General features: G+C 66.3%; 24 protein-coding genes. 21 read left to right on the top strand and 3 right to left on the bottom strand.

The annotated features are described in order from the left end of the window. Positions 1–176 precede the first annotated feature (176 nt). Complete coding sequence (locus MKD38_RS17445; protein WP_252678565.1) at positions 177–3,326, bottom strand: Rne/Rng family ribonuclease; 3,150 nt, start codon at positions 3,324–3,326, stop codon at positions 177–179. A 794-nt stretch (positions 3,327–4,120) separates the two neighbouring features. On the opposite strand from MKD38_RS17445, the gene MKD38_RS17450 reads away from it, so the two are divergent. Genes MKD38_RS17450 through MKD38_RS17465 form a run of 4 tightly spaced genes read left to right on the top strand, consistent with a single transcriptional unit; the run spans position 4,121 to position 7,435 of the window. Further along, the gene (locus tag MKD38_RS17450; protein ID WP_252678754.1) at positions 4,121–5,122 is read left to right on the top strand and encodes an RluA family pseudouridine synthase; all 1,002 of its coding nucleotides are present in this window, start codon (positions 4,121–4,123) and stop codon (positions 5,120–5,122) included. Between the two features lie 30 nt (positions 5,123–5,152). Further along, positions 5,153–5,812 (top strand): HAD-IA family hydrolase, encoded by a 660-nt coding sequence (locus tag MKD38_RS17455; RefSeq protein WP_252678566.1) that lies wholly within the window; start codon positions 5,153–5,155, stop codon positions 5,810–5,812. Continuing rightward, the gene (locus MKD38_RS17460) at positions 5,805–6,203 is read left to right on the top strand and encodes a Rieske (2Fe-2S) protein (RefSeq protein WP_252678567.1); all 399 of its coding nucleotides are present in this window, start codon (positions 5,805–5,807) and stop codon (positions 6,201–6,203) included. Before MKD38_RS17455 ends, MKD38_RS17460 begins: the two co-directional genes overlap by 8 nt. A gap of 23 nt (positions 6,204–6,226) precedes the next feature. Then, positions 6,227–7,435: a S49 family peptidase gene (locus MKD38_RS17465; RefSeq protein ID WP_252678568.1), complete on the top strand. Its 1,209-nt coding sequence runs from the start codon at positions 6,227–6,229 to the stop codon at positions 7,433–7,435. Positions 7,436–7,509: 74 nt separating this feature from the next. Here MKD38_RS17465 and MKD38_RS17470 read toward each other — a convergent pair whose 3' ends face one another. Together MKD38_RS17470 and MKD38_RS17475 are read right to left on the bottom strand one after the other, a co-directional pair. Further along, positions 7,510–8,241 carry an SAM-dependent methyltransferase gene (locus MKD38_RS17470; RefSeq protein WP_252678569.1) on the bottom strand — a complete coding sequence of 244 codons (732 nt, stop codon included), beginning with the start codon at positions 8,239–8,241 and terminating at the stop codon, positions 7,510–7,512. 25 nt (positions 8,242–8,266) lie between these two features. Further along, positions 8,267–8,866, bottom strand: a complete 600-nt coding sequence (locus tag MKD38_RS17475) for a Maf-like protein (RefSeq protein ID WP_252678570.1) — start codon at positions 8,864–8,866, stop codon at positions 8,267–8,269. Positions 8,867–9,060: 194 nt separating this feature from the next. Between MKD38_RS17475 and MKD38_RS17480 the strand changes: the two genes are divergently transcribed. The 17 genes from MKD38_RS17480 to MKD38_RS17560 all read left to right on the top strand — a co-directional run bounded on the left by MKD38_RS17480 (position 9,061) and on the right by MKD38_RS17560 (position 24,298). After that, on the top strand, positions 9,061–9,651 hold the full coding sequence (locus MKD38_RS17480; protein WP_252678571.1) for a DUF177 domain-containing protein: 591 nt from the start codon (positions 9,061–9,063) through the stop codon (positions 9,649–9,651). Positions 9,652–9,770: 119 nt separating this feature from the next. Continuing rightward, the gene (gene rpmF, locus MKD38_RS17485) at positions 9,771–9,950 is read left to right on the top strand and encodes a 50S ribosomal protein L32 (protein WP_010814675.1); all 180 of its coding nucleotides are present in this window, start codon (positions 9,771–9,773) and stop codon (positions 9,948–9,950) included. Between the two features lie 165 nt (positions 9,951–10,115). Further along, the gene (plsX, locus tag MKD38_RS17490) at positions 10,116–11,195 is read left to right on the top strand and encodes a phosphate acyltransferase PlsX (protein WP_252678572.1); all 1,080 of its coding nucleotides are present in this window, start codon (positions 10,116–10,118) and stop codon (positions 11,193–11,195) included. Positions 11,196–11,247: 52 nt separating this feature from the next. Next, the gene (locus tag MKD38_RS17495; RefSeq protein WP_252678573.1) at positions 11,248–12,228 is read left to right on the top strand and encodes a beta-ketoacyl-ACP synthase III; all 981 of its coding nucleotides are present in this window, start codon (positions 11,248–11,250) and stop codon (positions 12,226–12,228) included. Positions 12,229–12,311: 83 nt separating this feature from the next. After that, on the top strand, positions 12,312–13,241 hold the full coding sequence (gene fabD, locus MKD38_RS17500; protein WP_252678575.1) for an ACP S-malonyltransferase: 930 nt from the start codon (positions 12,312–12,314) through the stop codon (positions 13,239–13,241). 16 nt (positions 13,242–13,257) lie between these two features. Continuing rightward, the gene (gene fabG / locus MKD38_RS17505) at positions 13,258–14,007 is read left to right on the top strand and encodes a 3-oxoacyl-ACP reductase FabG (protein ID WP_092309615.1); all 750 of its coding nucleotides are present in this window, start codon (positions 13,258–13,260) and stop codon (positions 14,005–14,007) included. A gap of 169 nt (positions 14,008–14,176) precedes the next feature. After that, positions 14,177–14,416, top strand: a complete 240-nt coding sequence (acpP, locus tag MKD38_RS17510; RefSeq protein WP_008644813.1) for an acyl carrier protein — start codon at positions 14,177–14,179, stop codon at positions 14,414–14,416. Positions 14,417–14,606: 190 nt separating this feature from the next. Beyond that, positions 14,607–15,839 carry a beta-ketoacyl-ACP synthase II gene (fabF, locus tag MKD38_RS17515; RefSeq protein WP_115703905.1) on the top strand — a complete coding sequence of 411 codons (1,233 nt, stop codon included), beginning with the start codon at positions 14,607–14,609 and terminating at the stop codon, positions 15,837–15,839. Then, the gene (locus MKD38_RS17520) at positions 15,820–16,440 is read left to right on the top strand and encodes a hypothetical protein (protein WP_252678577.1); all 621 of its coding nucleotides are present in this window, start codon (positions 15,820–15,822) and stop codon (positions 16,438–16,440) included. The genes fabF and MKD38_RS17520 overlap by 20 nt, the downstream gene beginning before the upstream one ends. A 56-nt stretch (positions 16,441–16,496) precedes the next feature. Further along, positions 16,497–17,096 carry an RNA polymerase sigma factor RpoE gene (gene rpoE / locus MKD38_RS17525; RefSeq protein ID WP_012353313.1) on the top strand — a complete coding sequence of 200 codons (600 nt, stop codon included), beginning with the start codon at positions 16,497–16,499 and terminating at the stop codon, positions 17,094–17,096. A 120-nt stretch (positions 17,097–17,216) separates the two neighbouring features. Next, entirely contained in the window at positions 17,217–17,846 is a 630-nt protein-coding gene (locus MKD38_RS17530; protein WP_252678755.1) for a sigma-E factor negative regulatory protein, read from the top strand. A gap of 8 nt (positions 17,847–17,854) precedes the next feature. After that, positions 17,855–18,934 carry a MucB/RseB C-terminal domain-containing protein gene (locus MKD38_RS17535; RefSeq protein WP_252678579.1) on the top strand — a complete coding sequence of 360 codons (1,080 nt, stop codon included), beginning with the start codon at positions 17,855–17,857 and terminating at the stop codon, positions 18,932–18,934. 130 nt (positions 18,935–19,064) lie between these two features. Continuing rightward, positions 19,065–20,552, top strand: coding sequence for a DegQ family serine endoprotease (locus MKD38_RS17540; RefSeq protein ID WP_252678581.1), 1,488 nt, complete (start codon positions 19,065–19,067; stop codon positions 20,550–20,552). A 12-nt stretch (positions 20,553–20,564) separates the two neighbouring features. Next, positions 20,565–20,870, top strand: a complete 306-nt coding sequence (locus MKD38_RS17545; RefSeq protein WP_252678583.1) for a glutaredoxin family protein — start codon at positions 20,565–20,567, stop codon at positions 20,868–20,870. A 193-nt stretch (positions 20,871–21,063) separates the two neighbouring features. After that, complete coding sequence (gene lepA / locus MKD38_RS17550; RefSeq protein ID WP_252678585.1) at positions 21,064–22,857, top strand: translation elongation factor 4; 1,794 nt, start codon at positions 21,064–21,066, stop codon at positions 22,855–22,857. 99 nt (positions 22,858–22,956) lie between these two features. Beyond that, the gene (lepB, locus tag MKD38_RS17555) at positions 22,957–23,856 is read left to right on the top strand and encodes a signal peptidase I (protein ID WP_252678587.1); all 900 of its coding nucleotides are present in this window, start codon (positions 22,957–22,959) and stop codon (positions 23,854–23,856) included. Between the two features lie 46 nt (positions 23,857–23,902). Continuing rightward, entirely contained in the window at positions 23,903–24,298 is a 396-nt protein-coding gene (locus MKD38_RS17560) for a DUF4845 domain-containing protein (protein WP_252678589.1), read from the top strand. Position 24,299 lies beyond the last annotated feature (1 nt).

Raw genomic sequence — 24,299 nt, forward strand, 5'->3', positions numbered from 1 at the left:
GATGTGGCGCGGGCGCTCGGGGACCGGATGCATTCTGCTGCCATTCTAGCCGAGGCCGGGGCGGGGCATCCGCATCCCGCGGTGATGACGGGGATTCACCCGGCGCGCGCCGCGCAAAAAAAAGGGGACGGCCAGGCCGTCCCCTTCTTGCTTTGGCTGCAGCGCAGCGGCGTCGCTTACTGCTGCGATGCCATCTGCACTTCGCGGCTGCCGGTTTCCACCAGGATCATCGGGCCCTGGGGCAGCGGCGGCAGCGGCTTGCGCTCGCGCGGCACGCGCGGGGCGGGCACGATGCGGGCGGCGGCTTCCTGGGCCGAGCGCAGCTTGTCGCTGTCGGTATGGACCCATTGCAGGCCGGCGGTAGCCAGCATCGGCTCCAGGTTTTCCAGCGACGCCGGTGCTGCGGCGGCCACCGCGGTCGATGCCGGTGCCTGGGCTACCGGCTCGGCCGCCGGAGCGGTTTGCGCGACCGGTGCCAGCACGGGCTCCGGTGCGGGTGCCGCGGCGGGGGCAGCGGCCGGCACGACCGGGGCAGCGGTTTCGACCGCGGCGCTGACGACAGGCTCGGCGACGGCTTCGGCGGCAACGGCCTCCGTCACCGCCACCGTCACCGGCGTGACAGCTTCTCCAGGTTCGGCAGCTGGCGCGACCCCTGGCTCGGCCGCCGGCGTGGCTTCCGCCGCCGGGGCCGGCGTCATGTCTGCCGGCACGGCGATGCGGACGGCTTCAACGGCTTCGGGTGCGGCTTGCGCGGCCACGGCCACCTGCGGGGCGGCCACGGCCGGCGCGCCGGCTTCGGCGCTGGCCGGGGCAAAGTCTTCGGCGGTGGCGCCTTCGCCTTCACCCGCCACGCCTTGCACCGACTCGTCGCGTTCGCGGCGATAGCGGTTGCGGCCACGGCGGTTGCGGCGGCGGCGTTCCTCGCCCTCGGCGGTCTCCGCGCTTTCGGCGATACCTTCGGCGACACCTTGGGCGCCTTCCTGCAGTTCGGCGCGGGCCTGGGTGTCTTCAGTCACGGCCTGAGGCAGCACGCCTAGGGCCTGGGCGGCAGCGATGGCTTCCGGCTGCGGCGCTTCACCGGCTTCGGCTTCGCGCAGTTCGCTGCGCTCGCGCTGGCGTTCGCGCTGGCGCTCGCGGCGTTCCTGGTTGCGGTCGCGGCGGCCTTCCTGGCGCGCCTCGGCGCGTTCGCCCTGGGTGCGCTCGGCGGGCACGGCCTCGGCCTGGCGCGCCACGGCCGGCGTGGCCTGGCCTTCACCTTGCTGGCGCGGCTGGCGGCCCTGGCGTTCGCCGCGGCCTTCGCGCTGCTCGCCGCGCTCTGCGGCCTGGCGTTCGCCGCGCTCGGCGCGTTCACCACGCTCGCCCCGTTCACCGCGCTGGCCGCGGCCCTGGCGCTCGCCACGTTCGCCGCGCTCGGCGCGTTCACCACGCTCGCTGCGTTCACCACGTTCGGCGCGCTCGCCACGCTGGCCGCGGCCTTCGCCACGCGGACCGCGCTCACGACGGCCATCGGCGCTGCGGGTTTCCGCGGCGGCGGCGGGCTTGGCCGGCTCCACCACCGGCGGGGTGGCCGGGCGGGCACCGAACAGGCCCTTCAGCCAGGCGATAAAGCCGCCGGCTTCCACCGGCTTGGTGGCCGGCACGGGCGGGGCCACCGGAGCGGCTTCCGGGCGCGGTGCGCGCTCGGGGCGCGGCACCGAGACCGGGGCGGGCTGCTCGGGCGTAATGCCCTTGACCGCGGCTTCCTGGCGCGGCTTGGCTTCTTCCTTGCGGCGGCTGCTGTAGCTGGTGTCGGCTTCCAGTTCCTTGGCGGCAGCCTCGGCCATCTTGTAGCTGGCGGTGCTGTCTTCCAGGCGCGGGTCGTCGTGGCGCAGGCGCTCCAGCTTGTAGTGCGGCGTTTCCAGGTGCTTGTTGGGAATCAGCAGCACGTTGACCTTGAAGCGCAGCTCGATCAGGTTGATCTCCTGGCGCTTCTCGTTCAGCAGGAAGGCGGCGACTTCCACCGGCACCTGGCAGTGGATGGCGGCGGTGTTTTCCTTCATCGCCTCTTCCTGGATGATGCGCAGCACCTGCAGGGCGGACGATTCGGTATCGCGGATATGGCCGGTGCCGTTGCAGCGCGGGCAGGTGATGTGCGAGCCCTCGGACAGCGACGGGCGCAGGCGCTGGCGCGACAGCTCCATCAGGCCGAAGCGGCTGATCTTGCCCATCTGCACGCGCGCGCGGTCGTGGCGCAGCGCGTCCTTCAGGCGCGTTTCCACGTCCTTCTGGGCCTTGCCCGACTCCATGTCGATGAAGTCGATCACGATCAGGCCGCCCAGGTCGCGCAGGCGCAGCTGGCGGGCGATCTCGTCGGCGGCCTCGAGGTTGGTGCGCAGCGCGGTTTCCTCGATGTCGGCGCCCTTGGTGGCGCGGGCCGAGTTCACGTCGACCGAGACCAGTGCCTCGGTGTGGTCGATCACGATGGCGCCGCCCGACGGCAGCATCACCATGCGCGAGTAGGCCGATTCGATCTGGTGTTCGATCTGGAAGCGCGAGAACAGCGGTACGTCGTCGCGGTACTTCTTCACGCGGTTCATGTTGTCAGGCATCACCACGCTCATGAAGGCGCGGGCCTGTTCGTAGATCTCGTCGGTGTCGATCAGGATCTCACCGATATCCGGCTGGAAGTAGTCGCGGATGGCGCGGATCACCAGGCTCGATTCCAGGTAGATCAGCAGCGGTGCCTTGTTGTCGCCGGCGGCGCCGTCGATGGCCTTCCACAGTTGCAGCAGGTAGTTCAGGTCCCACTGCAGTTCCTCGGCCGAGCGGCCGATGCCGGCGGTGCGGGCGATGATGCTCATGCCTTCCGGCACGGCCAGCTGCGCCATGGTCTCGCGCAGCTCCTGGCGGTCTTCGCCTTCGATGCGGCGCGACACGCCGCCGCCGCGCGGGTTGTTCGGCATCAGCACCAGGTAGCGGCCGGCCAGCGAGATGAAGGTGGTCAGGGCCGCGCCCTTGTTGCCGCGCTCTTCCTTCTCGACCTGGACGATCAGTTCCTGGCCTTCATGCAGGGCGTCCTGGATGCGCGCGTTGCGCACGTCGATGCCTTCCTTGAAGAAGGCGCGCGCGACTTCCTTGAACGGCAGGAAGCCGTGGCGCTCTTCGCCGTAGTTGACGAAGCAGGCTTCCAGCGAGGGTTCGATGCGGGTGATGACACCCTTGTAGATGTTGCCCTTGCGCTGTTCGCGCCCGGCAGTCTCGATGTCGATATCGATCAGTTTCTGACCGTCGACGATGGCGACGCGCAATTCCTCCTGTTGCGTCGCGTTGAACAGCATGCGTTTCATCGCAATACCTCACTCCAGTGTCGCGGGTGGCACCGTCTGGGCGGTGTCCGCGGCGATCCATGGAGCACGCGAGGGAGCGAGCGAGGCGCGAGAATTGCCGGAAAGCGCCGCTGCGCAAGACATGCGAGCGGCTGGGCGCGGGTGAAAGAGAGCGATGACGTCGGGGTAACGACCGCAGGGCAGGAGAGAACACCGGAGGCTGCTCTTGCGCAGACATCCGGCGCATTCCCATACCGGAGGCGATGCTGGGCGCCGGCGCAACCAGCGCCGACGGCATCGCGGCCGGCCGCGGAAGGCCTAGACGCGTCAAAGAGCAAATTTTTCGGACACGGCATGGTTGCCGTTGCTGCCTGACTTCTCCTGGCGGGCGCACCTACTACTTCTTGGAGTTCTGCGACCGGGCGCCGGTAACTTCCAGTCAGGCGGCAGGTCAACCTGCCGGCCGGCACCGTTTCCCGGTGCGGGCGGGACTTCTCTCACCGAAACGGATGCCGGCTGCGGCATCCGCCCTTAAATTCTGTTTTACCTGAACACTCAGTTCCCACGTCACCGCCTGCCCGTGCCGAAGCCACCTTTGGGCGACTTCCTGCATGCCGGCGGCACCGTGCGTGCTGCTTTTTGCTGCCATTTGCCCGTCTGGCGCTTGGCGTAACGCGAATTGCGGGAGACGGGCGGGGTCGACGGCAACCCCAAGTGTAGAATGCGAAAAATCGAATAAAACTCGAAGATCCATCGCTTACACAGGTCTTACGCTGCCGGCCACGAGCCGGAACAGCGAGGAAATTATATTGAAAATGAATGAGTTACGCCATCAAATTGAAAAGGCTGCCGAAGCTGCGCCGGCCAGCCCACAGGTGGCGTATGTCACGATTGACGAAGGCTCCGAAGGTCAGCGCATCGACAACTTCCTGTTGAAGGTGGCCAAGGGGGTACCCAAGAGCCATATTTACCGGGTGCTCCGTTCGGGCGAGGTTCGGGTCAATAAGGGGCGTATCGACGCCACTTATCGGCTGCAGTCCGGCGATGTGGTGCGCATCCCGCCGATGCGTGTGGCGAATGCGGCGCAATCCGGCGCGGCTCCCGTGCCGGCCGGGGAATTCCCGGTGTTGTTCGAGGACGCCCACCTGCTGGTCATCAACAAGCCGGCCGGCGTCGCGGTGCATGGCGGCTCGGGCGTTGCCTTCGGAGTGATCGAGCAGCTGCGCCGGTCGCGGCCGCAGGCCAAGTTCCTGGAGCTGGTGCATCGGCTGGACCGCGAGACTTCCGGCATCCTGGTGCTGGCGAAGAAGCGCTCGGCGCTGGTCCACCTGCATGAGCAGATTCGCGGTAACACCATGGACAAGCGTTATTTCGCCTGCGTCGCCGGCGAGTTTCTGAACGCCCGCCAGCACGTGAAGCTGCCGCTATATAAATACAGCACGCCGGACGGGGAGCGCCGGGTGCGGGTCCAGGCCGACGGACTGGCCTCGCATACCGTATTCAACCGGGTCGAGGCCTTCCCGGGCTTCACCCTGCTGGAAGCGGAACTGAAGACCGGCCGCACGCACCAGATCCGCGTCCACCTGGCGCACTCCGGTTTTCCCATCGTCGGCGACGAAAAATACGGCGATTTCACGCTGAACAAGTCGCTGGCGCGGTCCGGCGCCAAGCCGGGTATCAAGCGCATGTTTCTGCACGCGCACCGGCTGGTGTTTATCCACCCGGCCACCGGCGAGCCGCTGTCCGTGGAGGCGCCCCTGCCCGACGAATGCGTCGGATTCCTGCAACAATTGCGTGAACTGCACGCCCCGGAGTAGGGTAGTGCTTCAAAAGCCACAAGGACTTCCATGGCCAGGCAACAATTTGACCTGATCGTTTTCGACTGGGACGGGACGCTGATGGACTCGACCCCGACCATCGCCAAGTGCATCCAGCTCGCCAGCCGGGACCTGGGCCTGCCGGTGCCGGACGACAGCGCCGCCAGCCACGTGATCGGGCTCGGGCTGAAGGATGCGCTGTCGTACGCGGTGCCGACGCTGGATCCCGCCGACTATCCGCGGCTGGCCGAGCGCTACCGCTACCATTTCCTGACCCGCGACGCCGATCTCGTGCTGTTCGACGGTGTGCGCGAAATGCTCGAGACGCTGCGCGCGGAACACTATTTTCTCGGCGTGGCCACCGGCAAGACCCGCGTCGGCCTGCAGCGCGCGCTCGCAGCCAGCGGCCTGACCGCGCTGTTCGACGCCACCCGCTGTGCCGACGAGACCTTCTCCAAGCCGCACCCGGCCATGCTGCACGAACTGACGCGCGAACTGGGCCAGGACGTGGAGCGCACGGTGATGGTCGGCGACACCACCCATGACCTGCAGATGGCGGTCAACGCCGGCGCCAAGGGTCTGGGCGTCTGTTACGGGGCGCATCCGGCCGAGTCGCTGCGCGCCATGGCGCCGGTGCACTGCGCCAGTTCGATTTCGGACCTGACCGAGTGGCTGCTGGCCCATGCCTGAGGCGGCCTCCGGCCAGGCGCCGGTGCGGCTGTGCGCCGCCGATGCATTGCAGGAGGGTGGGCTCGGCGTGCGCTTCTCGGTGGCGCTCGACCAGCGCGAGATCGGCGCCTTTGTGGTGCGTTTCGACGGCGTTGCTCATGCCTACCTGAACCGGTGCGCGCACGTGCCGATGGAGCTGGACTGGCAGGAGGGGCGGTTCTTCGATGCCTCGGGCCTATACTTGATGTGCGCCACTCATGGCGCGGTGTACGCGCCGGATAGCGGCGAGTGCGTCGGCGGTCCCTGCCGCGGGGCCGCGCTGGCCAAGCTGCAGGTCGAGGAACACGATGGCCAGGTCTACTGGCTGCCGCAGGCCCCGTACCGCGCGCCCGAGCCTTCCGGCGGCGCCTGAATGGATTTCCACGAGCGATTTGCATGACAGAACAACAGAAGCCGCCCTCGGATGAACCCAACGACCCGGGGCAGCCGGACCCGCGCAAGCCCGCCGGCGAGGCCGGAGATGCCGGCGACGCCGGGCCCGCCCCCGTGCCCGAGTCCGAGCGCCTGGTGACTGCGCCGCGTGCCGATTTTCCGCTGGAGGATGAACTCCGCGCGGGCGATGACGCCGCGCGGCGCGAAGCGCGCGAGCGCAAGGCGCGTCTGGAAGGTGCCACCAGCGGTGGACGGGTGGGCGGACAAGCGAGCGGCGGCTGGGAGCGGGATGTGCTGGAAAAGGTGTTGACCGCCTCGCTGCGCGAGCAACGCGCGGCGCGGCGCTGGCGCATTTTCTTCCGCCTGGTGACCCTCGGCCTGCTGGCGCTGATCCTGTTTGCCGTCTTCGACTTCAAGGGCGATGGCGCCATCAGCGCTTCGGGCCGCCACACCGCGATGGTCACGCTGGAGGGCGAAATCGCCGCCGGCACGCCGGCAAGCGCCGAAGCGATCAACGCCTCGCTGCAGGCGGCCTTTGCCGACAGCAATGCTGCCGGGGTGATCCTGAAGATCAATTCGCCCGGCGGCTCGCCCGTGCAGGCAGGCATCATCAACGACGAGATCCACCGGCTGCGCGGCCTCTACCCGTCCAAGCCGCTGTATGTGGTGGTCGAGGAAATCTGTGCTTCCGGCGGCTATTACGTGGCGGCGGCGGCCGACAAGATCTATGTCGACAAGGCCAGCATCGTCGGCTCGATCGGCGTGCTGATGGACGGCTTTGGCTTTACCGGACTGATGGACAAACTGGGCGTCGAGCGCCGGCTCTACACCTCGGGCGCCAACAAGGGCATGCTCGATCCGTTCTCGCCGCAGGTGCCGAAGCAGAAAGCCTTTGCCGAAGCCATGCTCAAGCAGATCCACCAGCAGTTCATCGACGTGGTCAAGGAAGGCCGCGGCGATCGGCTCAAGGACGACCCGGAGCTGTTCTCCGGCCTGTTCTGGTCGGGCGAGCGCAGCGTCGCGCTGGGGCTGGCCGACGGGCTGGGAAGTGCCGAGTACGTCGCGCGCGACCTGTTCAAGGCCGAGGACATCGTCGACTACACGGTCAAGGAGAACATCGCCGAACGCGTGGCCAAGCGCTTCGGCGCGGCCGTGGGCAGCGCGGCGATGAAAACGATGCTGTGGAGCACCGGCATGCAGGGCATGCGCTGAAGCCTGCCGCGGGAGCAAGCGAAAAAAGGGGGCGCGAGCGCCCCTTTTGCATTTTCTGTCCCGCTGCTTAGCCCCTAGAGGGCGAGCAGCGAAAAGATCGCCGGGCGCTTGTGCAGCGCGATCCGCTCGGGGCGCCAGTCCGACAACGGCAGCGTGACGATGGTCTCCCCGGGCAGGGTTAGGTCCACCGCCACGGACAGCAGCGTGGTGCCGGCACAGTGCTGGCGCATGGCCTCCAGCAGCGCGCCGTTGCGGTACGGCGTTTCGATGAAGACCTGGGTCTGGCTGGCCTTGCGCGAGCGCTGCTCCAGTTCACGCAGCCGCTGCGCGCGCTCATTGGCATCCACCGGCAGGTAGCCGTTGAAGGCAAAGCTCTGGCCGTTCAGGCCCGAGCCCATCACCGCCAGCAGGATCGAACTGGGCCCCACCAGCGGCCGCACGCGGATGCCGCGCGCATGCGCCAGCCGCACCAGGTCGGCGCCCGGGTCGGCCACCGCCGGCACGCCGGCCTCCGACAGCAGGCCGCCGTCGCGGCCGCCCTGCAGCGGCGCCAGCAGCGCGGCCAGGGCGTCGGTGCGCGTATTGACATTCAGTTCCTGGATCTCGATCTGCTGGATCGGGCGCGCCAGCGGCGTGGTTTCGCCCAGTTTCCTCAGGAAGGCGCGCGCGGTCTTGGCGTTCTCAGCGACGAGGTAGTCCAGCCCGGCCGCGATCTGCTGCACGCCGGCCGGGATCACGTCGGCCAGAGGATCGGCTTCGTCGCGCTTGCCAAGGGTATTGGGGATCAGGTAGAGGGTGCCGCTCATCGTGGGTGGGTGCGGTAGGTGCGGTTCATGCGGAAAGGAGAGGGTAGCCGGCCTGGCGCAGCATGCCGGTCAGCGCGATCAGCGGCAGGCCGACCAGCGCGGTGGGATCATCGGACTCGACCCGCGCCAGCAGCGTGATGCCGAGTCCCTCGGACTTGGCGCTGCCGGCCACGTCGTAGGGGCGCTCCAGCTGCAGGTAGGTCTCGATCTCGGCGTCGCTGAGGTCGCGCATCGTCACGCGGGTTTGCACGTCGGCCAGTTGCGCGGTCCCTGTGCGGGAATCCAGCAGGCACAGTGCCGAGTGAAAGGTGGCGGTGCGCCCGCGCATGCGGTGTAGCTGCGCCACCGCGTTGTCGTGCGTGCCAGGCTTGCCCATCTGGGCGCCGTCCAGCGTCAGCACCTGGTCGGAGCCGATCACCAGGGCGCCGGGGTGGCGCGCCGCGATGGCCTCGGCCTTGCGCTGCGACAGCCGCAGCGCCGTGGCCTCGGGCGCTTCACCGGCCAGCGGGGTTTCGTCGATGTCCGGCACCGCGACTTCGAAAGGAATGCGCAGCCGCTCCAGCAGTTCGCGGCGGTAGGGCGAGCCGGAGCCAAGGATCAGCCGGGGGCGTGGGTCTGGGGACATAAGTAATAGAATCAGGGCACGAAGCCGTGTGGCTTCCGAAGCAAGGCCTTTGACCTCGGGAAGGTTTACACCGTATAATCGCGCGTTTAGCCGCATCCGCACCCGGGCGCAGTGCCGCCAATGTGCGCGGCCCGCAATCCGTCAGGTGAGGCATGTGGCGAACCCGTCATTGATTTGCGACAGGAGCCACGCACATGACCCAGCCGATCGACCTGCGCGCGCTTGACCTCTTCGCCTTGTGCCGAAAGGGTGAAAGCCTGGCCGGCGACGTGGCGGTGCGGGATTTGCCGCGCATCTTAGCCGAGACCGCCGCGCAAGCGCCAGCCTCGGCACCCGATGAGAGCTTCGCCTATACGGCCACCGGCTTCATGCGCGAGGAGGCGGCCGAGCCCGGCGCCCCAGTGGCGCAGCGGCTGTTCCTCGACGTGACGGTGCAGGGCCGGATGTGGCTGGATTGCCAGCGCTGCCTGACGCCCTATGCCCAGCCGATCGACACGGCGACGCGTTTCGAGGTGGTGGAAAGCGAAGAAGCGGCCGACGCCGCGCCGATGGACGACGACGAAGTCGACGTGATCGCCGGCTCGAAGCGGTTTTCGCTGCTGGAACTGATAGAAGATGAAGTGCTGCTGGCGTTGCCCGTGGCACCCAAGCATGACGTCTGCCCGGCCGTGCACGAAAGCCTCGTGACCGGATCGGACGGCGAGGCCCAGCCTGAAGCTGAGCCTGAGGAAGAAAAGCGGCCTTCGCCCTTCGCGGCGCTGGCCGGCCTGAAGACCCGGCACTGAAGCCGCCAGCGCGCGGCCTGCAGGGTCTTGCAGGTGAATCTGAAGCATCCGGCCGGGCCCCGGCTACGCCTTGGGCGGGATGCGTGTGTTAATATTGCAAAATTCTCGAAGGAGTCATCATGGCTGTTCAACAGAACAAGAAGTCGCCGTCCAAGCGCGGCATGCACCGTTCGCACGACCACCTGTCGGCCGCGCCGCTGGCCGTCGAGCCGACCACCGGCGAAACCCACCTGCGCCACCACGTGAGCCCGAACGGCTACTACCGTGGCCGCAAGGTCATCAAGACCAAGAACGACTGATAGCTTCGCTAGGCGTGACGTTGCGTCTCGCTCGCGCATGCCTGTGGGTCGGACAATAATCGGTCAGACACAAAAAAGCGGCAAGATCGTTGCCGCTTTTTTGTTGGGCGCTCGGGATTCCCGCCGGGCGTGGCGTGCGCCGCCGCGCTATCCGTACCAGGAACAATGACGATCAAAATCGCTATCGACTGCATGGGCGGCGATCACGGAGTGTCCGTGACGGTGCCCGCGGCGATCAGTTTTCTTTCCCGCCACGACGATGCCGAGATGGTGCTGGTCGGCTTGCCCGACGCCATCCGGGCGCAGCTGAAAAAGCTGCACGCGCTGGACCATCCGCGCGTCAGCATCGTCGAGGCCACCGAAGTCATCACCATGGATGACCCGGTCGAAGTGGCACTGCGCAAGAAGCGCGACTCCTCGATGCGCGTTGCCGTCGCCCAGGTCAAGGAAGGCCTCGCCGGCGCCTGCATCTCGGCCGGCAACACCGGCGCGCTGATGGCGGTATCGCGCTACGTGCTGAAGACGCTCGAAGGCATCGAGCGGCCGGCCATCGCCACCACCATCCCCAACCAACAGGGCTGGGGCACCACGGTGCTCGACCTGGGCGCCAACGCCGACTGCGAGCCCGAGCACCTGCTGCAGTTCGCGCGCATGGCCGAGGCCATGGTGGCCGTCGTCGACCACAAGGAACACCCTACGGTGGGCCTGCTGAACATCGGCGAGGAAGTCATCAAGGGCAACGAGGTGGTCAAGCGCGCCGGCGAACTGCTGCGCGCCTCGGAGCTGAACTTCTACGGCAACGTGGAAGGCAACGACATCTTCAAGGGCACCACCGACATCGTGGTCTGCGACGGCTTCGTCGGCAATGTGGCGCTCAAGAGCACCGAGGGCCTGGCCAAGATGATCGGCAGCATGATCAAGGAAGAATTCACCCGCTCGTGGTTTACCAAGCTGCTGGCCGCGGTCGCCATGCCGGTGCTGTCGCGCCTGGCCAAGCGGCTCGACCCGGCGCGCTACAACGGCGCGTCGCTGCTGGGCCTGCGCGGGCTGGTGATCAAGAGCCACGGCTCGGCCGATGCCCATTCTTTTGAGTGGGCCATCAAACGCGGGTATGATGCCGCCAAGAATGGCGTGATCGCCCGCATCACCCGGGCCTTTGCCGATAAATCCATCGCCGCAGGCGGTGCCCAGGCCGCCCCGGAGACAGAGGCGCCTGGCGCGCATCCCAGCACCCACGTCGCCTGAACGCCACGCGCGCCGGTCGAGCGTGCCGGCGGGCCATACGATCCGACAATACATGACCAAGTACGCAAAAATCATCGGTACCGGGAGCTACCTGCCTCCGCGGCGCGTGACCAACCATGAGCTGGCCGCGCAGCTTGCCGAGAAAGGCATCGAGACCAGCGACGAGTGGATCGTCTCCCGCAGCGGCATCTCGGCGCGCCACTGGGCCGAGCCCGATGTGACCAGCAGCGCGCTGGCGGTCAAGGCCGCCGAGCAGGCTATCGAGGCCGCCGGCATCGACCGCCAGGACATCGACCTGATCATCGTCGCTACCTCGACGCCGGACTTCGTGTTCCCCAGCACCGCCTGCATCGTGCAGGAAAAGCTGGGCATCACCAATCATTGCCCGGCCTTCGACCTGCAGGCGGTGTGCTCCGGCTTTGTGTACGCACTGGCCACCGCCGACAAGTTCATCCGCAGCGGCTCGCACCGCAATGTGCTGGTGATCGGCACCGAAGTGTTCTCGCGCATCCTCGACTTCAACGACCGCACCACCTGCGTGCTGTTCGGCGACGGTGCCGGTGCGGTGGTGCTGTCGGCGTCCGACGAGCCGGGCATCCTGTCCAGCGCCATGCACTCGGACGGCAGCCAGGTCGACATCCTGTGCGTGCCGGGCAACGTAGCCGGCGGCAATATCACCGGCAACCCGTTCCTGCACATGGATGGCCAGGCAGTGTTCAAGCTCGCCGTCAACGTGCTCGACAAGGTGGCGCGCGAAGCCATGGAAGCCGCCAGCGTGTCGCCCGACCAGGTCGACTGGCTGATTCCGCACCAGGCCAATATCCGCATCATGCAGGGCACGGCGAAGAAGCTGGGACTGCCGGCCGAGCGCATGGTCGCCACCGTGCACGAGCACGGCAACACCTCGGCCGCCTCGATCCCGCTGGCGCTCGACGTCGCCGTGCGCGACGGCCGCATCCGGCCGGGCCACACGGTGCTGATGGAAGGCGTGGGCGGCGGCTTCACCTGGGGCGCGGTGCTGCTGCGCATGTGATACGCGGCCGGCGCCCGGGCGTGCCGCGCAGGCGCGACCTGCCGCGGCGCCGGCCCCCGATTTCTTGTTAGGGTTTCCATCCGATGAAATTCGCTTTCGTATTTCCCGGCCAGGGTTCGCAGTCGGTCGGCATGCTCAATGCCTTCGCCGACAACGCCGTGGTGCGCGCCACCGTGGCAGAAGCCTCGGCCGCGCTCGGCCAGGATCTCGGCCGCCTGATTGCCGAAGGCCCTGCCGAAGAACTGAACCTGACCACCAATACGCAGCCGGTGATGCTGACCGCCGCAGTGGCGATCTACCGTGCCTGGCTCGATGCCGGTGGCCCGGCGCCGGCGCTGGTGGCCGGCCACAGCCTGGGCGAGTACTCCGCGCTGGTGGCCGCGGGAGTGATTCCGTTCGCCGACGCCGTACCGCTGGTGCGTTTCCGCGCGCAGGCCATGCAGGAAGCCGTGCCGGTGGGCGAGGGCGGCATGGCCGCGATCCTTGGCCTGTCGGATGACGACGTGCGCGCCGCGTGCGCCGAAGCGTCGGCCGCGGGCGTGGTCGAGGCCGTCAACTTCAACGCGCCGTCGCAGGTAGTGATCGCCGGACACAAGGGCGCGGTCGAGAAGGCCTGCGAAATCGCCAAGGCCAAGGGCGCCAAGCGCGCGCTGCCGCTGCCGGTGTCGGCGCCATTCCACTCGTCGCTGCTCAAGCCGGCTTCCGACCGGCTGCGCGAGCGCATGGCCGGCCTGGCTTTTTCGACTCCGTCGATTCCGCTGGTGAACAACGTCGACGTCGCCATCGTCAGCGATCCGGAGGCGATCAAGGATGCGCTGGTGCGCCAGGCCGCCGCGCCGGTGCGCTGGGTCGAGTGCGTGCAGAAGATGGCCGCCGAAGGCATCACCCACGTGATCGAATGCGGTCCGGGCAAGGTGCTGGCCGGCATGACCAAGCGCATCGACGGCAACCTGAGCGGTGGCGCGGTCTTCGATCCGGCCTCGCTGCAGGACACGCTGGCACTGCTGAAATAAGCAACAGGACATCCGCATGACCAAACTACTCGACAACCAGGTTGCGCTGGTTACCGGCGCCTCGCGCGGCATCGGCCGAGCCATCGCGCTGGAACTGGCCCGGCAGGGCGCCACCGTGATCGGCACCGCCACCAGCGAAGCCGGCGCGGCCGGCATCACCGACTACCTCGGCGCCGAAGGCCTGAAGGGCAAGGGCGCCGTGCTCAACGTCAACGACGCCGCTGCCTGCGACGCGCTCATCGACGAGATCGTCAAGAGTCACGGCGGCATCGGCGTGCTGGTCAACAATGCCGGCATTACCCAGGACCAGCTGGCGATGCGCATGAAGGACGAGGACTGGCTGGCCGTGATCCAGACCAACCTGACTTCGGTGTTCCGCCTGTCGCGCGCGGTGCTGCGCCCGATGATGAAGGCGCGCCAGGGCCGCATCATCAACATCACGTCGGTGGTGGGCTCGGTCGGCAATCCCGGCCAGATGAACTACTCCGCGGCCAAGGCCGGCGTGGCCGGCATGACCCGCTCGCTGGCCGCCGAAATCGGCAGCCGCAACGTGACCGTCAACTGCGTCGCGCCGGGCTTTATCGATACCGACATGACCAAGGCGCTGTCGGAAGAGCAGCATGCTTCCCTCAAGACGCAGATCCCGCTGGGCCGCCTGGGGCAGCCCGAGGATATCGCCAACGCGGTCGCTTTCCTGGCCGGTCCGCAAGCCGCCTACATCACCGGCACCACGCTGCATGTGAACGGCGGCATGTACATGAATTAATGGTTTTCCGGCGCGGTTTTTCGGCCAGGAAGCCGGAAGAAGCTGCCGGAAGTCGTAGTTTTCCGAACCAATCGGGCGCGATTCTTGCAAAGCTTGGCAGGCAGCATTTCTGTTGTCCCAAACCTGCTAAAATGCGCCCACTTTTTGTCGAACTTCCCTGGAGGGTTACATGGACAATATCGAACAACGCGTCAAGAAAATCGTGGCAGAACAGCTTGGCGTGGCCGAGGCAGACATCAAGAACGAATCCTCGTTCGTGAACGACCTCGGTGCGGACTCGCTGGACACGGTTGAACTCGTGATGGCGTTGGAAGATGAATTCGGCATGGAAATTCCTGATGAGGAAGCCGAAAAGATCACGACCGTGCAACAGGCTATCGACTACGCCACCGCGCACGTCAAGGCCTAAGCCCGTCGTCTCTGCATTCCGAGCCACAGAAGGCAGGTGGGCGGGCCGTTGCGGCCGCGCCTTGCTGTTTTCTGTGGCTTTCGTCTGTTCGAAGAAGCAGAATGGAATGAGCTTCGCCGCACGGCCAACAGGGCCGGCGGCGGACAACTCCGCGTTCCGTTCCCGTTTCACGCACCCGTAGGAAAACATAGTGAGCCGTCGTCGCGTCGTCGTCACTGGGCTTGGCCTTGTGTCTCCGGTCGGAAACACGGTTGCCGAAGGCTGGGCCAACCTGGTAGCCGGCAAGTCCGGCATCGCCACCATCACCAAATTCGATCACTCCGCGCTGTCCGTGCACTTTGCCGGCGAGGTGAAGGGTTTCAATGCCGAGGACTACATCCCGGCCAAGGAAGCCCGCAACATGGATACGTTTATCCATTACGGCATCGCGGCCGGGACCCAGGCGCTGAAGGACAGCGGCCTGGAAGTGACCGAAGCCAATGCCGAGCGCATCGGCGTGCTGGTCGGCTCGGGCATCGGTGGCCTGCCGATGATCGAGGATACCCACGCCGTGCTGAGCGAGCGGGGTCCGCGTCGGATTTCGCCGTTCTTCGTGCCCGGCTCGATCATCAACATGATCGCCGGCCACCTGTCGATCATCCACGGCATCAAGGGCCCGAACCTGGCCGCCGTGACGGCGTGCACGACCGGCCTGCACAGCATCGGCCTGGCCGCCCGCCTGATCCAGGCCGGCGATGCCGACGCCATGCTGGCGGGCGGCGCCGAATCGACCGTGTCGCCGCTGGGCATCGGTGGCTTCGCCGCCGCGCGCGCGCTGTCGACCCGCAACGACGATCCGGCAGCGGCCTCGCGTCCGTGGGACAAGGACCGCGACGGCTTCGTGCTGGGCGAGGGCGCCGGCGTGATGATGCTGGAAGAGTACGAGTCGGCCAAGGCGCGCGGCGCCCGCATCTATGCCGAGCTGATCGGCTTCGGCATGAGCGGCGACGCCTACCACATGACCGCACCGAACATGGACGGCCCGCGCCGCTGCATGGTCAATGCGCTCAAGGATGCCGGCATCAACACCGACCAGGTGCACTACCTGAACGCGCACGGCACTTCCACGCCGCTGGGCGACAAGAATGAGTCCGATGCGATCAAGGCGGCGTTCGGCGACCAGGCCTACAAGATGGTGGTGAACTCAACCAAGTCGATGACCGGCCACCTGCTGGGCGGCGCCGGTGGTCTGGAATCGGTCTTCACCGTGCTGGCGCTGCACAATCAGGTCTCGCCGCCGACGATCAACATCGACAACCAGGATCCCGAGTGCGACCTGGACTACGTGGCCAACACGGCGCGCGAGATGAAGATCGACGTGGCGGTGAAGAACAACTTCGGTTTCGGCGGCACCAACGGCACGCTTGTTTTCCGCCGCGCCTGATCCGTGGTTGAGGCGGGCCCTTAAGGGGTCTCTTAAGGGATTCCATAAGGGGCTGCGCCATGGCAGGGTCCACCCGCTGGGGTGGACCCTGTTCGTGTTTTGTGCCGGCGAATTGCTGGCGCTGGCGCTGCTGGCGCGGACGTTGGCCGACGCCATCGCCGGCAACCAGGCCGGATTCCTGTGGTGGCACCTCGCCGCGGGCATGGGCCTCGCACTGGCCGCCGCGGCGACACTGCGCGCGTGGCCGGCATGGTGGCGCGGCCTGCGCTGGACCTGTGCGGCCGTGCAGGACGCCGACGCCGAAGGACCCCTGCGTGTCTGGCTGGAAGCGCCAGGCGGTGCGCGGCGCGAGGCCGTCGTGCGGCAGTGCTGGCAGATCGGAGGCGCAACGGTGGTGTGTCTTGCATCCGGCGGCCCTGCGATGCCCGTTGTCATTCTGCTCCCCTGGCAGGCCGCCGGCCCCGAACTGGCGCGATGGCTGCGACGGTCCGCGCGAGTTGCACTGCGGGTGCAACCTGATGGCCGGACAGGGAACGATTTTGTTAGCTTGCGGTCACAGGATGCGCGTTGCTTCACCGGGCGGGCTGAGAATCGTAGGTAAAATACAACGTTTGTCGTGACGACCAAACCAAGAGATACACTGCAGGTGAGCCATACGTGAGCGAACGCGAAGCCGATCAGCTCCTAGTTGAACGCGTCCAGCAGGGCGACAAGCGGGCCTTTGAACTTCTGGTGACCAAATACCATCGGAAGATCATTCGCCTGATTTCGCGCCTGGTCAGGGATCCCGCTGAAGTCGAGGATGTGGCGCAGGATGCCTTCATCAAGGCATACCGCGCCTTGCCTCAGTTCCGCGGGGAGTCGGCCTTCTACACGTGGCTGTACCGGATCGCCGTGAACACCGCCAAGAACTACCTGGCCACCCAGGGCCGCCGCCCGGAAGCGTCCAGCGATATCGATGCGGAAGAGGCTGAAACTTTTGCGGACGGTGAACAACTAAGGGATATCAATACGCCGGAGTCGATGCTCCACACGCGGCAAGTCGCCGAGACGGTGAACCGCGCGATGGAAGCACTTCCGGAAGAATTGCGGACTGCCATCACGCTGCGCGAGATCGAGGGCCTCAGCTACGAGGAAATCGCGGAAGCGATGGGATGCCCGATCGGCACGGTGCGCTCGCGGATCTTCCGTGCGCGCGAGGCGATTGCCGAACGATTGCGCCCGCTGCTGGGAACGGCAGAGGGCAAGCGGTGGTAAGTGGCGGTCCAGGTGGTAGAGAAGAATGTCGTGCGGCCAGCGTTGCAGCCTATTCCTGCATCGATAAGCGACAGCAGTAACGGGATTATCGGTGTTCAATGGAATGTCTTGGGGTGGGAAATGGGTCAGGCTCATAAGCAGTCGGTTCATGTAGTGGAAGCAGCGGAGCAGATCTCCGTATTTATGGATGGCGAACTGGCGCCGCACGAAGTCGATGCCGTGCTGGATCTCGCGAAGAGCGAGGCCGGCATTTCCGACTGGACCGCATACCAGTTGATCGGCGACGCACTGCGGTCAGAAGACCTGACGCAGGCGGGCTCCACCGCCGATTTCCTCTCGCGTTTCTCCGCGCGCCTGGAAGCCGAGCCGCACGTGCTGGTGCCGGCGGTGGCGCAGGCCCGCGCCCGCCATCGCCTGCTGGTCAGGCCGTCGTGGGTGCGCCGCGTGATGCCGGGCACCGCCATCGCCGCCGCCGTGGCCGCGGTCAGCTGGGTGGTGGTGCCGCAGATGCGCGGCCCGGCCACGCTCGGAACGCCTGACGCCGTGGTGGCCCGTGCCGAGCAGCCGGCCGCCGGCCAGGCCGCCGGCATCGTCACGGTCGCCGCGGACGCGCCGCAGATGATCCGCGACCCGCGCCTGGACGAATACCTGCGTGCGCATCGCACTTCAGTGGCAACGGATGCTTTCGTGCCGACCATGCGCACGGTTGCCAACGGTGCAAACTTCACTCAGGAAAATACGCAGGAATAATGCCGGACATGCATAAAGGAGGTTCGTCCGCCTACGTAGCGGGCGCGCAGAGAATTAGGGCCCTGCGTAGGTCCTTTTTTCTGGCCTTGTGTCTGAGCGCTGCCGCGGCCACCGCGCAGCCTTCGGACAGTACGCTGAACCGACGCGACGCCACTGCCTGGCTCAACAAGATCCATAAAGCCGCACAGCGCGAGAACTATGTCGGCACGCTGATCTATCAGCGCGGCAGCGTCATGCACGCCTCGCGTATCCAGCATTACAGCGACCTCGTTCACAACGAATACGAGCGGCTGGAAACCCTCGACGGCAAGCCGCGCGAAGTGCTGCGCCAAAACGACGTGGTCCACAGCCTGATCCCTGAAGCCAAGCTGGTGGTGGTGGAAAAGCAGGAAGCCAAGGACCGCTTCCCGGCGCTGCTCGCCACCAACAAGAACGATGTGCTGGATCTGTACGACATGCGCAAGATGCCCGCCGAGCGCGTGGCCGGCATGGAGTGCGAGGTCTTCGCGCTGGAGCCGCACGATGCCGCGCGCTACGCGGTGCGGCTGTGGGCAGAGAAAAACTCCGGCCTGCTGATGCGCGCGCAGACCATCGGCGACGGCGGCAAGGTGCTGGAGCAGGTGGCGTTCTCGCAGGTGCAGATCGGCGTCCCGTCCGAGAAACAGCGCATCCTTGGCGCGATCAAGAATTCCAGCAGCTGGAATCAATATGAGGTGACCTACCAGCCGACCAACATCGCCGACGAGGGTTGGTCGATCGCGGTGCCGCTCAAGGGGTTCCAGAAGATCCGCGAGGTTCGCCGCCCGCTCGGCGAGTTGCGCGCGCCGAACCCGGGCAATGCCCGCGGGCAGGTGTTCGAAGTGCTGCAGGTCGTCTACAGCGACGGGCTGACCGGCCTGTCGGTCTTTATTGAGCCGGTTTCCGAGCAACGCGTGCGCCGCGAAGGCGTGGCCGCGCTCGGCGCGACCCAAGTCGTGGTGCGCCGGGTTGCCGATTTCTGGATCACCGTGGTGGGCGAGGTGCCGGCGAGCACCGTGCGCCAGTTTGCGACGGCCGTAGAGTACCGTCCGCCCAAGACGGTACACTGAGCGTGAGCAGGTGCAGCCGGCGTCCGGATTTCGTCCGGGGCCGGCCCCATGAAACCTGCCCAGGGGTCCCCCGTCACGGGATCACATCCAGTCGGTTTTTCTTCTTTTCGCTGAATCCCGGGAGTTGTCGATGATGTTCAGATCTCCAGCCCTGGCGCGGGCCGTGGTCATGGCTGCCATGGTGCTGCTCGGCCCGACCGTTGCCGAAGTCAGCCACGCCCAGGCCGCTGCCTCCAATTACAACCTGCCCGACTTCACTGACCTGGTGGAGAAGGCCAGCCCGGCCGTGGTCAATATCCGCACCACCGAACTGGTGCGCCAGCGCGGCGTGCCGGGCGGCGACGACGAGATGGCCGAATTCTTCCGCCGCTTCTTCGGCGTGCCGATGCCCGGCGCCCCGGCGCCCGGCACCCCGCCGCGCCGCGGTCAGCCGCCGCAGCAGGAAGAGCAGAGCCGCGGCGTGGGCTCGGGCTTCATCATCAGCCAGGATGGCTATGTGATGACCAACGCGCACGTGGTCGCCGACGCCGAGACCATCTACGTGACGCTGCCGGACAAGCGCGAGTTCAAGGCCAAGCTCATCGGTTCCGACAAGCGCACCGACGTGGCGCTGCTCAAGGTCGAGGCCAGCGGGCTGCCGCGCCTGCCGCTGGGCGATTCCAACAAGGTCCGCGCCGGCGAGTGGGTGCTGGCGATCGGCTCGCCGTTCGGTCTGGACAACAGCGTGACCGCCGGCATCGTCTCGGCCAAGGGCCGCGACACCGGCGACTACCTGCCGTTCATCCAGACCGACGTCGCGGTCAATCCCGGCAATTCCGGCGGGCCGCTGATCAACCTGCGCGGCGAAGTGATCGGCATCAACTCGCAGATCTACAGCCGCAGCGGCGGCTACATGGGGATTTCGTTCGCGATCCCGATCGACGAGGCCATGCGCGTGTCGGAGCAGCTCAAGTCTTCCGGGCGCGTGACGCGCGGCCGCATTGCCGTGGCAATCGGCGACGTCACCAAGGAAGTTGCCGATTCGCTGGGCCTGGGCCGCGCGCGCGGTGCGCTGGTCGGCAGCGTCGAGCCGGGCGGTCCCGCCGAGAAAGCGGGCATCGAGGCGGGCGACATCATCCTGAAGTTCAATGGCCGCGATATCGAGCGGGCCTCGGACCTGCCGCGCATGGTTGGCGAGACCAAGCCCGGCACGCGCGTGCCGCTGCAGCTGTGGCGCAAGGGCGCGACCCGGGAGGTCAGCATCACCGTCACCGAGCTGGAGCCGGACGGCAAGGCCCGCGCCCGCAGCGGGGCGGCGCCCAAGGACGACAGCGCGCCGCAGGCCGGCAAGCCCAACGCGCTGGGCCTGGTGGTCAGCGACCTGCCCGAGGCGCGCCTGAAAGAGCTCAAGCTCAAGTCCGGCGTCGAGGTCGAAGTGGCCGACGGCCCGGCGTTGCGTGCCGGCATCCGTCCGGGCGACATCATCCTGCGCCTGGGCGACACCGACGTGGCCAACGCGCGCCAGTTCAACGAGCTGGTGCGCGGCCTGGACAAGAGTCGGATCGCCGCAGTGTTCGTGCGGCGCGGCGACGCCACCCAGGTGCTGACGCTGCGCCCCGGCGCCGCCTCGGCGCGCTGATCTCGCCTCGCCATGGCCGCTACGCCCGCGCTGACGCTGTACGGCCGGGCGTACTGCCACCTTTGCGAAGACATGAAAGTCGCGCTGGAGCCGCTCCGGCGCGATTTTTCTTTCATCCTTCATGAAGTCGATGTCGACGCCGATGTCGCGCTGGAGGCGCGCTTTGGCGAGCTGGTACCGGTGCTGATGCCCGGCACGCCGGCGGACTTGTCGGCAGACTCGTCGGCAAATGCCGAGCCGCTTTGTCACTATTTCCTGGACGAGGCGGCGACGAGGGTATGGCTTGCCGCACATGGCGCCGCGCGCACCGACCGCTGAGCGCCGCCGGCATCCGTGCCACGTCACCATTTGACGACCCGGAAGTCATTGAAAATCCGGTAAAATTGCGGATTGGCGCAAAAATTGCACCCCCGAACCCGCGGTATGCCCGCGCACGCCTTGCGGCGCGCGGCGCCCGGCCGCTCACGCTTGTTGCCGCCCGGGCTTTCAGCCGGCGCTTCCTGAACACTAGATGGACCATATCCGTAATTTCTCGATCATTGCCCACATCGACCATGGGAAGTCCACCCTGGCCGACCGGATCATTCAGCTTTGTGGAGGGCTGTCGGATCGGGAGATGGAAGCGCAGGTTCTCGACTCGATGGATATCGAGAAAGAGCGCGGCATCACCATCAAGGCGCAGACCGCCGCGCTGAGCTACAAGGCGCGCGACGGCAAGATTTATAACCTGAACCTGATCGACACCCCGGGACACGTCGACTTCAGCTATGAAGTCAGCCGCTCGCTGTCCGCCTGCGAAGGCGCGCTGCTGGTGGTCGACGCCTCGCAGGGGGTTGAGGCGCAGACCGTCGCCAACTGCTACACCGCGATCGAACTGGGCGTGGAAGTGGTGCCGGTGCTGAACAAGATCGACCTGCCGCAGGCCGACCCGGACAACGCGATCCAGGAGATCGAGGACGTCATCGGCATCGACGCGCAGGATGCCACGCCGTGCTCGGCCAAGACCGGGCAGGGCGTGCAGGACGTGATCGAGGCGCTGATCGCCAAGGTGCCGCCGCCCAAGGGCGATGCCGACGCGCCGCTGCAGGCGCTGATCATCGACTCGTGGTTCGACAACTACGTCGGCGTGGTAATGCTGGTGCGCGTGGTCAACGGCACGCTGCGCACCAAGGACAAAGTGCTGCTGATGGCTACCGGCGCGCAGCACCTGGTCGAGCAGGTGGGCGTGTTCACGCCCAAGTCGATCCAGCGCGACGCGCTGACCGCCGGGCAGGTGGGCTTTGTCATTGCCGGCATCAAGGAACTGAAGGCGGCCAAGGTCGGCGACACCATCACCACCGTGCAGCGCAAGGCCGAAGCGCCGCTGCCGGGCTTCAAGGAAGTCAAGCCGCAGGTGTTTGCCGGCCTGTATCCGGTGGAAGCCAACCAATACGAGGCGCTGCGTGAATCGCTGGAAAAGCTGCGCCTGAACGACGCTTCGCTGATGTTCGAGCCGGAGGTGTCGCAGGCGCTCGGCTTTGGCTTCCGCTGCGGCTTCCTTGGCCTGCTGCACATGGAAATCGTGCAGGAGCGCCTGGAGCGCGAGTTCGACATGGACCTGATCACGACCGCGCCGACGGTGGTGTACCAGGTCGAGATGCGCGACGGCACCATGATGACCGTCGAAAATCCGGCGAAGATGCCCGACCCGAGCAAGATCGAGGCGATCCTGGAGCCGATTGTCACCGTTAACCTGTATATGCCGCAGGAATATGTCGGCTCGGTGATCACGCTTTGCACGCAAAAGCGCGGCTCGCAAATCAATATGAGCTACCACGGCAAGCAGGTGCAGCTGACCTACGAGATCCCGATGGCGGAGATCGTGATGGATTTCTTCGATCGCCTTAAGTCGGTGTCGCGCGGCTATGCGTCGATGGACTACGAGTTCAAGGAATATCGGCCGTCCGACGTGGTCAAGGTCGATATCCTGATCAACAGCGACAAGGTCGACGCGCTGTCGGTGATCGTGCACCGCTCCAATTCGCAATACCGCGGGCGCGAAGTCGCGGCGAAGATGCGTGAGATCATTCCGCGCCAGATGTATGACGTGGCGATCCAGGCCGCCATCGGCTCCAACATCATCGCGCGCGAAAACGTCAAGGCGCTGCGCAAGAACGTGCTGGCCAAGTGCTACGGCGGCGATATCTCGCGCAAGAAGAAGCTGCTGGAAAAGCAGAAGGCAGGCAAGAAGCGGATGAAGCAGGTCGGTACCGTCGAGATTCCGCAAGAGGCCTTCCTGGCCATCCTGCAAGTCGACGACAAGTAAATTGCCGCGGCCAGGGCAGTGGCAGGACGACGTCCGGCACCCTTGCTGGCGTGGTGACAGAACAGGCTGTACCAGGATTTCCAAGAACCAGAAGCCGTCATGAATTTTGCACTGATCCTTTTTGTGCTGGTGGTGATTACGGGCGTGGCGTGGGTGGCCGACAAGCTCGTGTTCGAGCGGCAGCGCCGCTCTTCGGCGCGGCTCGCGCTGGCCGAGTTTGATACGCAGCAGGGCCGTCTGCAAGGCAGCTTCGGCGCCGCAGATGCCGATGCCACGCGCAAGCGCCTGGCCGAAGAAAAACTGCGCCAGCCGTGGTGGCTGGAGTATTCGGCCAGTTTCTTCCCGGTGATTCTGGCGGTGTTCGTGCTGCGCTCCTTCGTCGTCGAGCCGTTCAAGATCCCGTCCGGCTCGATGATCCCGACGCTGCTGATCGGCGACTTCATCCTCGTCAACAAGTACGAGTACGGCATCCGCCTGCCGGTGGTGAACAAGAAGGTCATGGACATGGGCGAGCCCCAGCGCGGCGACGTGATGGTGTTCCGCTACCCGAAGGACCCGTCGCTCGACTACATCAAGCGCGTGATCGGCGTGCCCGGCGATGTGGTGCAGTACGCCAACAAGCGGCTGACCATCAACGGCAAGCCGGCCGAGTACACCACGTTGCCCGACTTCCTCGACGAGGAGCGCCTGGCCTATTCGCGGCATTTCCGCGAAAAGCTCCCGGGCGGCGTCGATCATGGCATCCTGAACGACGCTGATCGGCCCGCCTTTATCGCCGGCGCGGATCCGGATTTTCCATACCGCGACAACTGCACCTACAATCAACAGGGTGTGACTTGCAAGGTACCTGCAGGTCACTATTTCGTCATGGGCGACAACCGCGACAACAGCCTCGACTCCCGTTACTGGGGCTTCGTGCCGGACCAAAACATTGTCGGCAAGGCGTTCGTGATCTGGATGAACCTGGGCAATTTCGGACGCGTGGGATCGTTTAAATAAGTATCTCCGCGGCGCAAGAACACTCAACAAAAAGAGGGCAGGCGCGATGGGTCGATTTGGGAAGGTGGGGGCAGGGAACCGTCCGGCACGGCGCCGGGTTGGCGCCGGCGGGTTTTCCGTGTGGACGCTGCTGGTGATCGTGGTGTTCGTGGTCGGCGTGGCCTTGCCGGCGCTGCGCGCGATCCCGAGCCTGGTGGAATATTTTTCGGTCAAGCGCGCCGCCGGCTATGCCAAGCAGCGCGCCGCCAATAAACGTGAAGTGGTCGAATTCTTCGAGAAGCAGGCCGCCATCGACCGCATTACCGCGGTCAAGGGCGAAGACCTGCTGATCCGGGAAGACGATAACGGCACCATCCAGTCGGTCGATTTCTCGTACCGCACCGAGGTGCCTGTCTACGGACCCCTGAGCCTGTTGATTACCTATTCAGGAACGCAGCATTGAT

The sequence above is a fragment of the Cupriavidus sp. WGlv3 genome (genome assembly GCF_023952475.1).
GTDB classification, from domain to species: domain Bacteria; phylum Pseudomonadota; class Gammaproteobacteria; order Burkholderiales; family Burkholderiaceae; genus Cupriavidus; species Cupriavidus phytorum.

What these genes read in the sequence shown, in the direction of transcription:
- MKD38_RS17480 (WP_252678571.1), top strand. Translation starts at nt 9,061, where the DNA reads ATGACCCAGCCGATCGACCTGCGCGCGCTTGACCTCTTCGCCTTGTGC.
- lepB (WP_252678587.1), top strand. Translation starts at nt 22,957, where the DNA reads ATGAATTTTGCACTGATCCTTTTTGTGCTGGTGGTGATTACGGGCGTG.
- MKD38_RS17545 (WP_252678583.1), top strand. Translation starts at nt 20,565, where the DNA reads ATGGCCGCTACGCCCGCGCTGACGCTGTACGGCCGGGCGTACTGCCAC.
- MKD38_RS17470 (WP_252678569.1), bottom strand. Translation starts at nt 8,241, where the DNA reads ATGAGCGGCACCCTCTACCTGATCCCCAATACCCTTGGCAAGCGCGAC.
- MKD38_RS17455 (WP_252678566.1), top strand. Translation starts at nt 5,153, where the DNA reads ATGGCCAGGCAACAATTTGACCTGATCGTTTTCGACTGGGACGGGACG.
- acpP (WP_008644813.1), top strand. Translation starts at nt 14,177, where the DNA reads ATGGACAATATCGAACAACGCGTCAAGAAAATCGTGGCAGAACAGCTT.
- MKD38_RS17450 (WP_252678754.1), top strand. Translation starts at nt 4,121, where the DNA reads ATGAATGAGTTACGCCATCAAATTGAAAAGGCTGCCGAAGCTGCGCCG.
- fabD (WP_252678575.1), top strand. Translation starts at nt 12,312, where the DNA reads ATGAAATTCGCTTTCGTATTTCCCGGCCAGGGTTCGCAGTCGGTCGGC.
- MKD38_RS17540 (WP_252678581.1), top strand. Translation starts at nt 19,065, where the DNA reads ATGATGTTCAGATCTCCAGCCCTGGCGCGGGCCGTGGTCATGGCTGCC.
- fabG (WP_092309615.1), top strand. Translation starts at nt 13,258, where the DNA reads ATGACCAAACTACTCGACAACCAGGTTGCGCTGGTTACCGGCGCCTCG.
- MKD38_RS17495 (WP_252678573.1), top strand. Translation starts at nt 11,248, where the DNA reads ATGACCAAGTACGCAAAAATCATCGGTACCGGGAGCTACCTGCCTCCG.
- MKD38_RS17465 (WP_252678568.1), top strand. Translation starts at nt 6,227, where the DNA reads ATGACAGAACAACAGAAGCCGCCCTCGGATGAACCCAACGACCCGGGG.
- lepA (WP_252678585.1), top strand. Translation starts at nt 21,064, where the DNA reads ATGGACCATATCCGTAATTTCTCGATCATTGCCCACATCGACCATGGG.
- MKD38_RS17535 (WP_252678579.1), top strand. Translation starts at nt 17,855, where the DNA reads ATGCATAAAGGAGGTTCGTCCGCCTACGTAGCGGGCGCGCAGAGAATT.
- rpmF (WP_010814675.1), top strand. Translation starts at nt 9,771, where the DNA reads ATGGCTGTTCAACAGAACAAGAAGTCGCCGTCCAAGCGCGGCATGCAC.
- MKD38_RS17560 (WP_252678589.1), top strand. Translation starts at nt 23,903, where the DNA reads ATGGGTCGATTTGGGAAGGTGGGGGCAGGGAACCGTCCGGCACGGCGC.
- MKD38_RS17460 (WP_252678567.1), top strand. Translation starts at nt 5,805, where the DNA reads ATGCCTGAGGCGGCCTCCGGCCAGGCGCCGGTGCGGCTGTGCGCCGCC.
- plsX (WP_252678572.1), top strand. Translation starts at nt 10,116, where the DNA reads ATGACGATCAAAATCGCTATCGACTGCATGGGCGGCGATCACGGAGTG.
- MKD38_RS17475 (WP_252678570.1), bottom strand. Translation starts at nt 8,866, where the DNA reads ATGTCCCCAGACCCACGCCCCCGGCTGATCCTTGGCTCCGGCTCGCCC.
- MKD38_RS17445 (WP_252678565.1), bottom strand. Translation starts at nt 3,326, where the DNA reads ATGAAACGCATGCTGTTCAACGCGACGCAACAGGAGGAATTGCGCGTC.
- MKD38_RS17530 (WP_252678755.1), top strand. Translation starts at nt 17,217, where the DNA reads ATGGGTCAGGCTCATAAGCAGTCGGTTCATGTAGTGGAAGCAGCGGAG.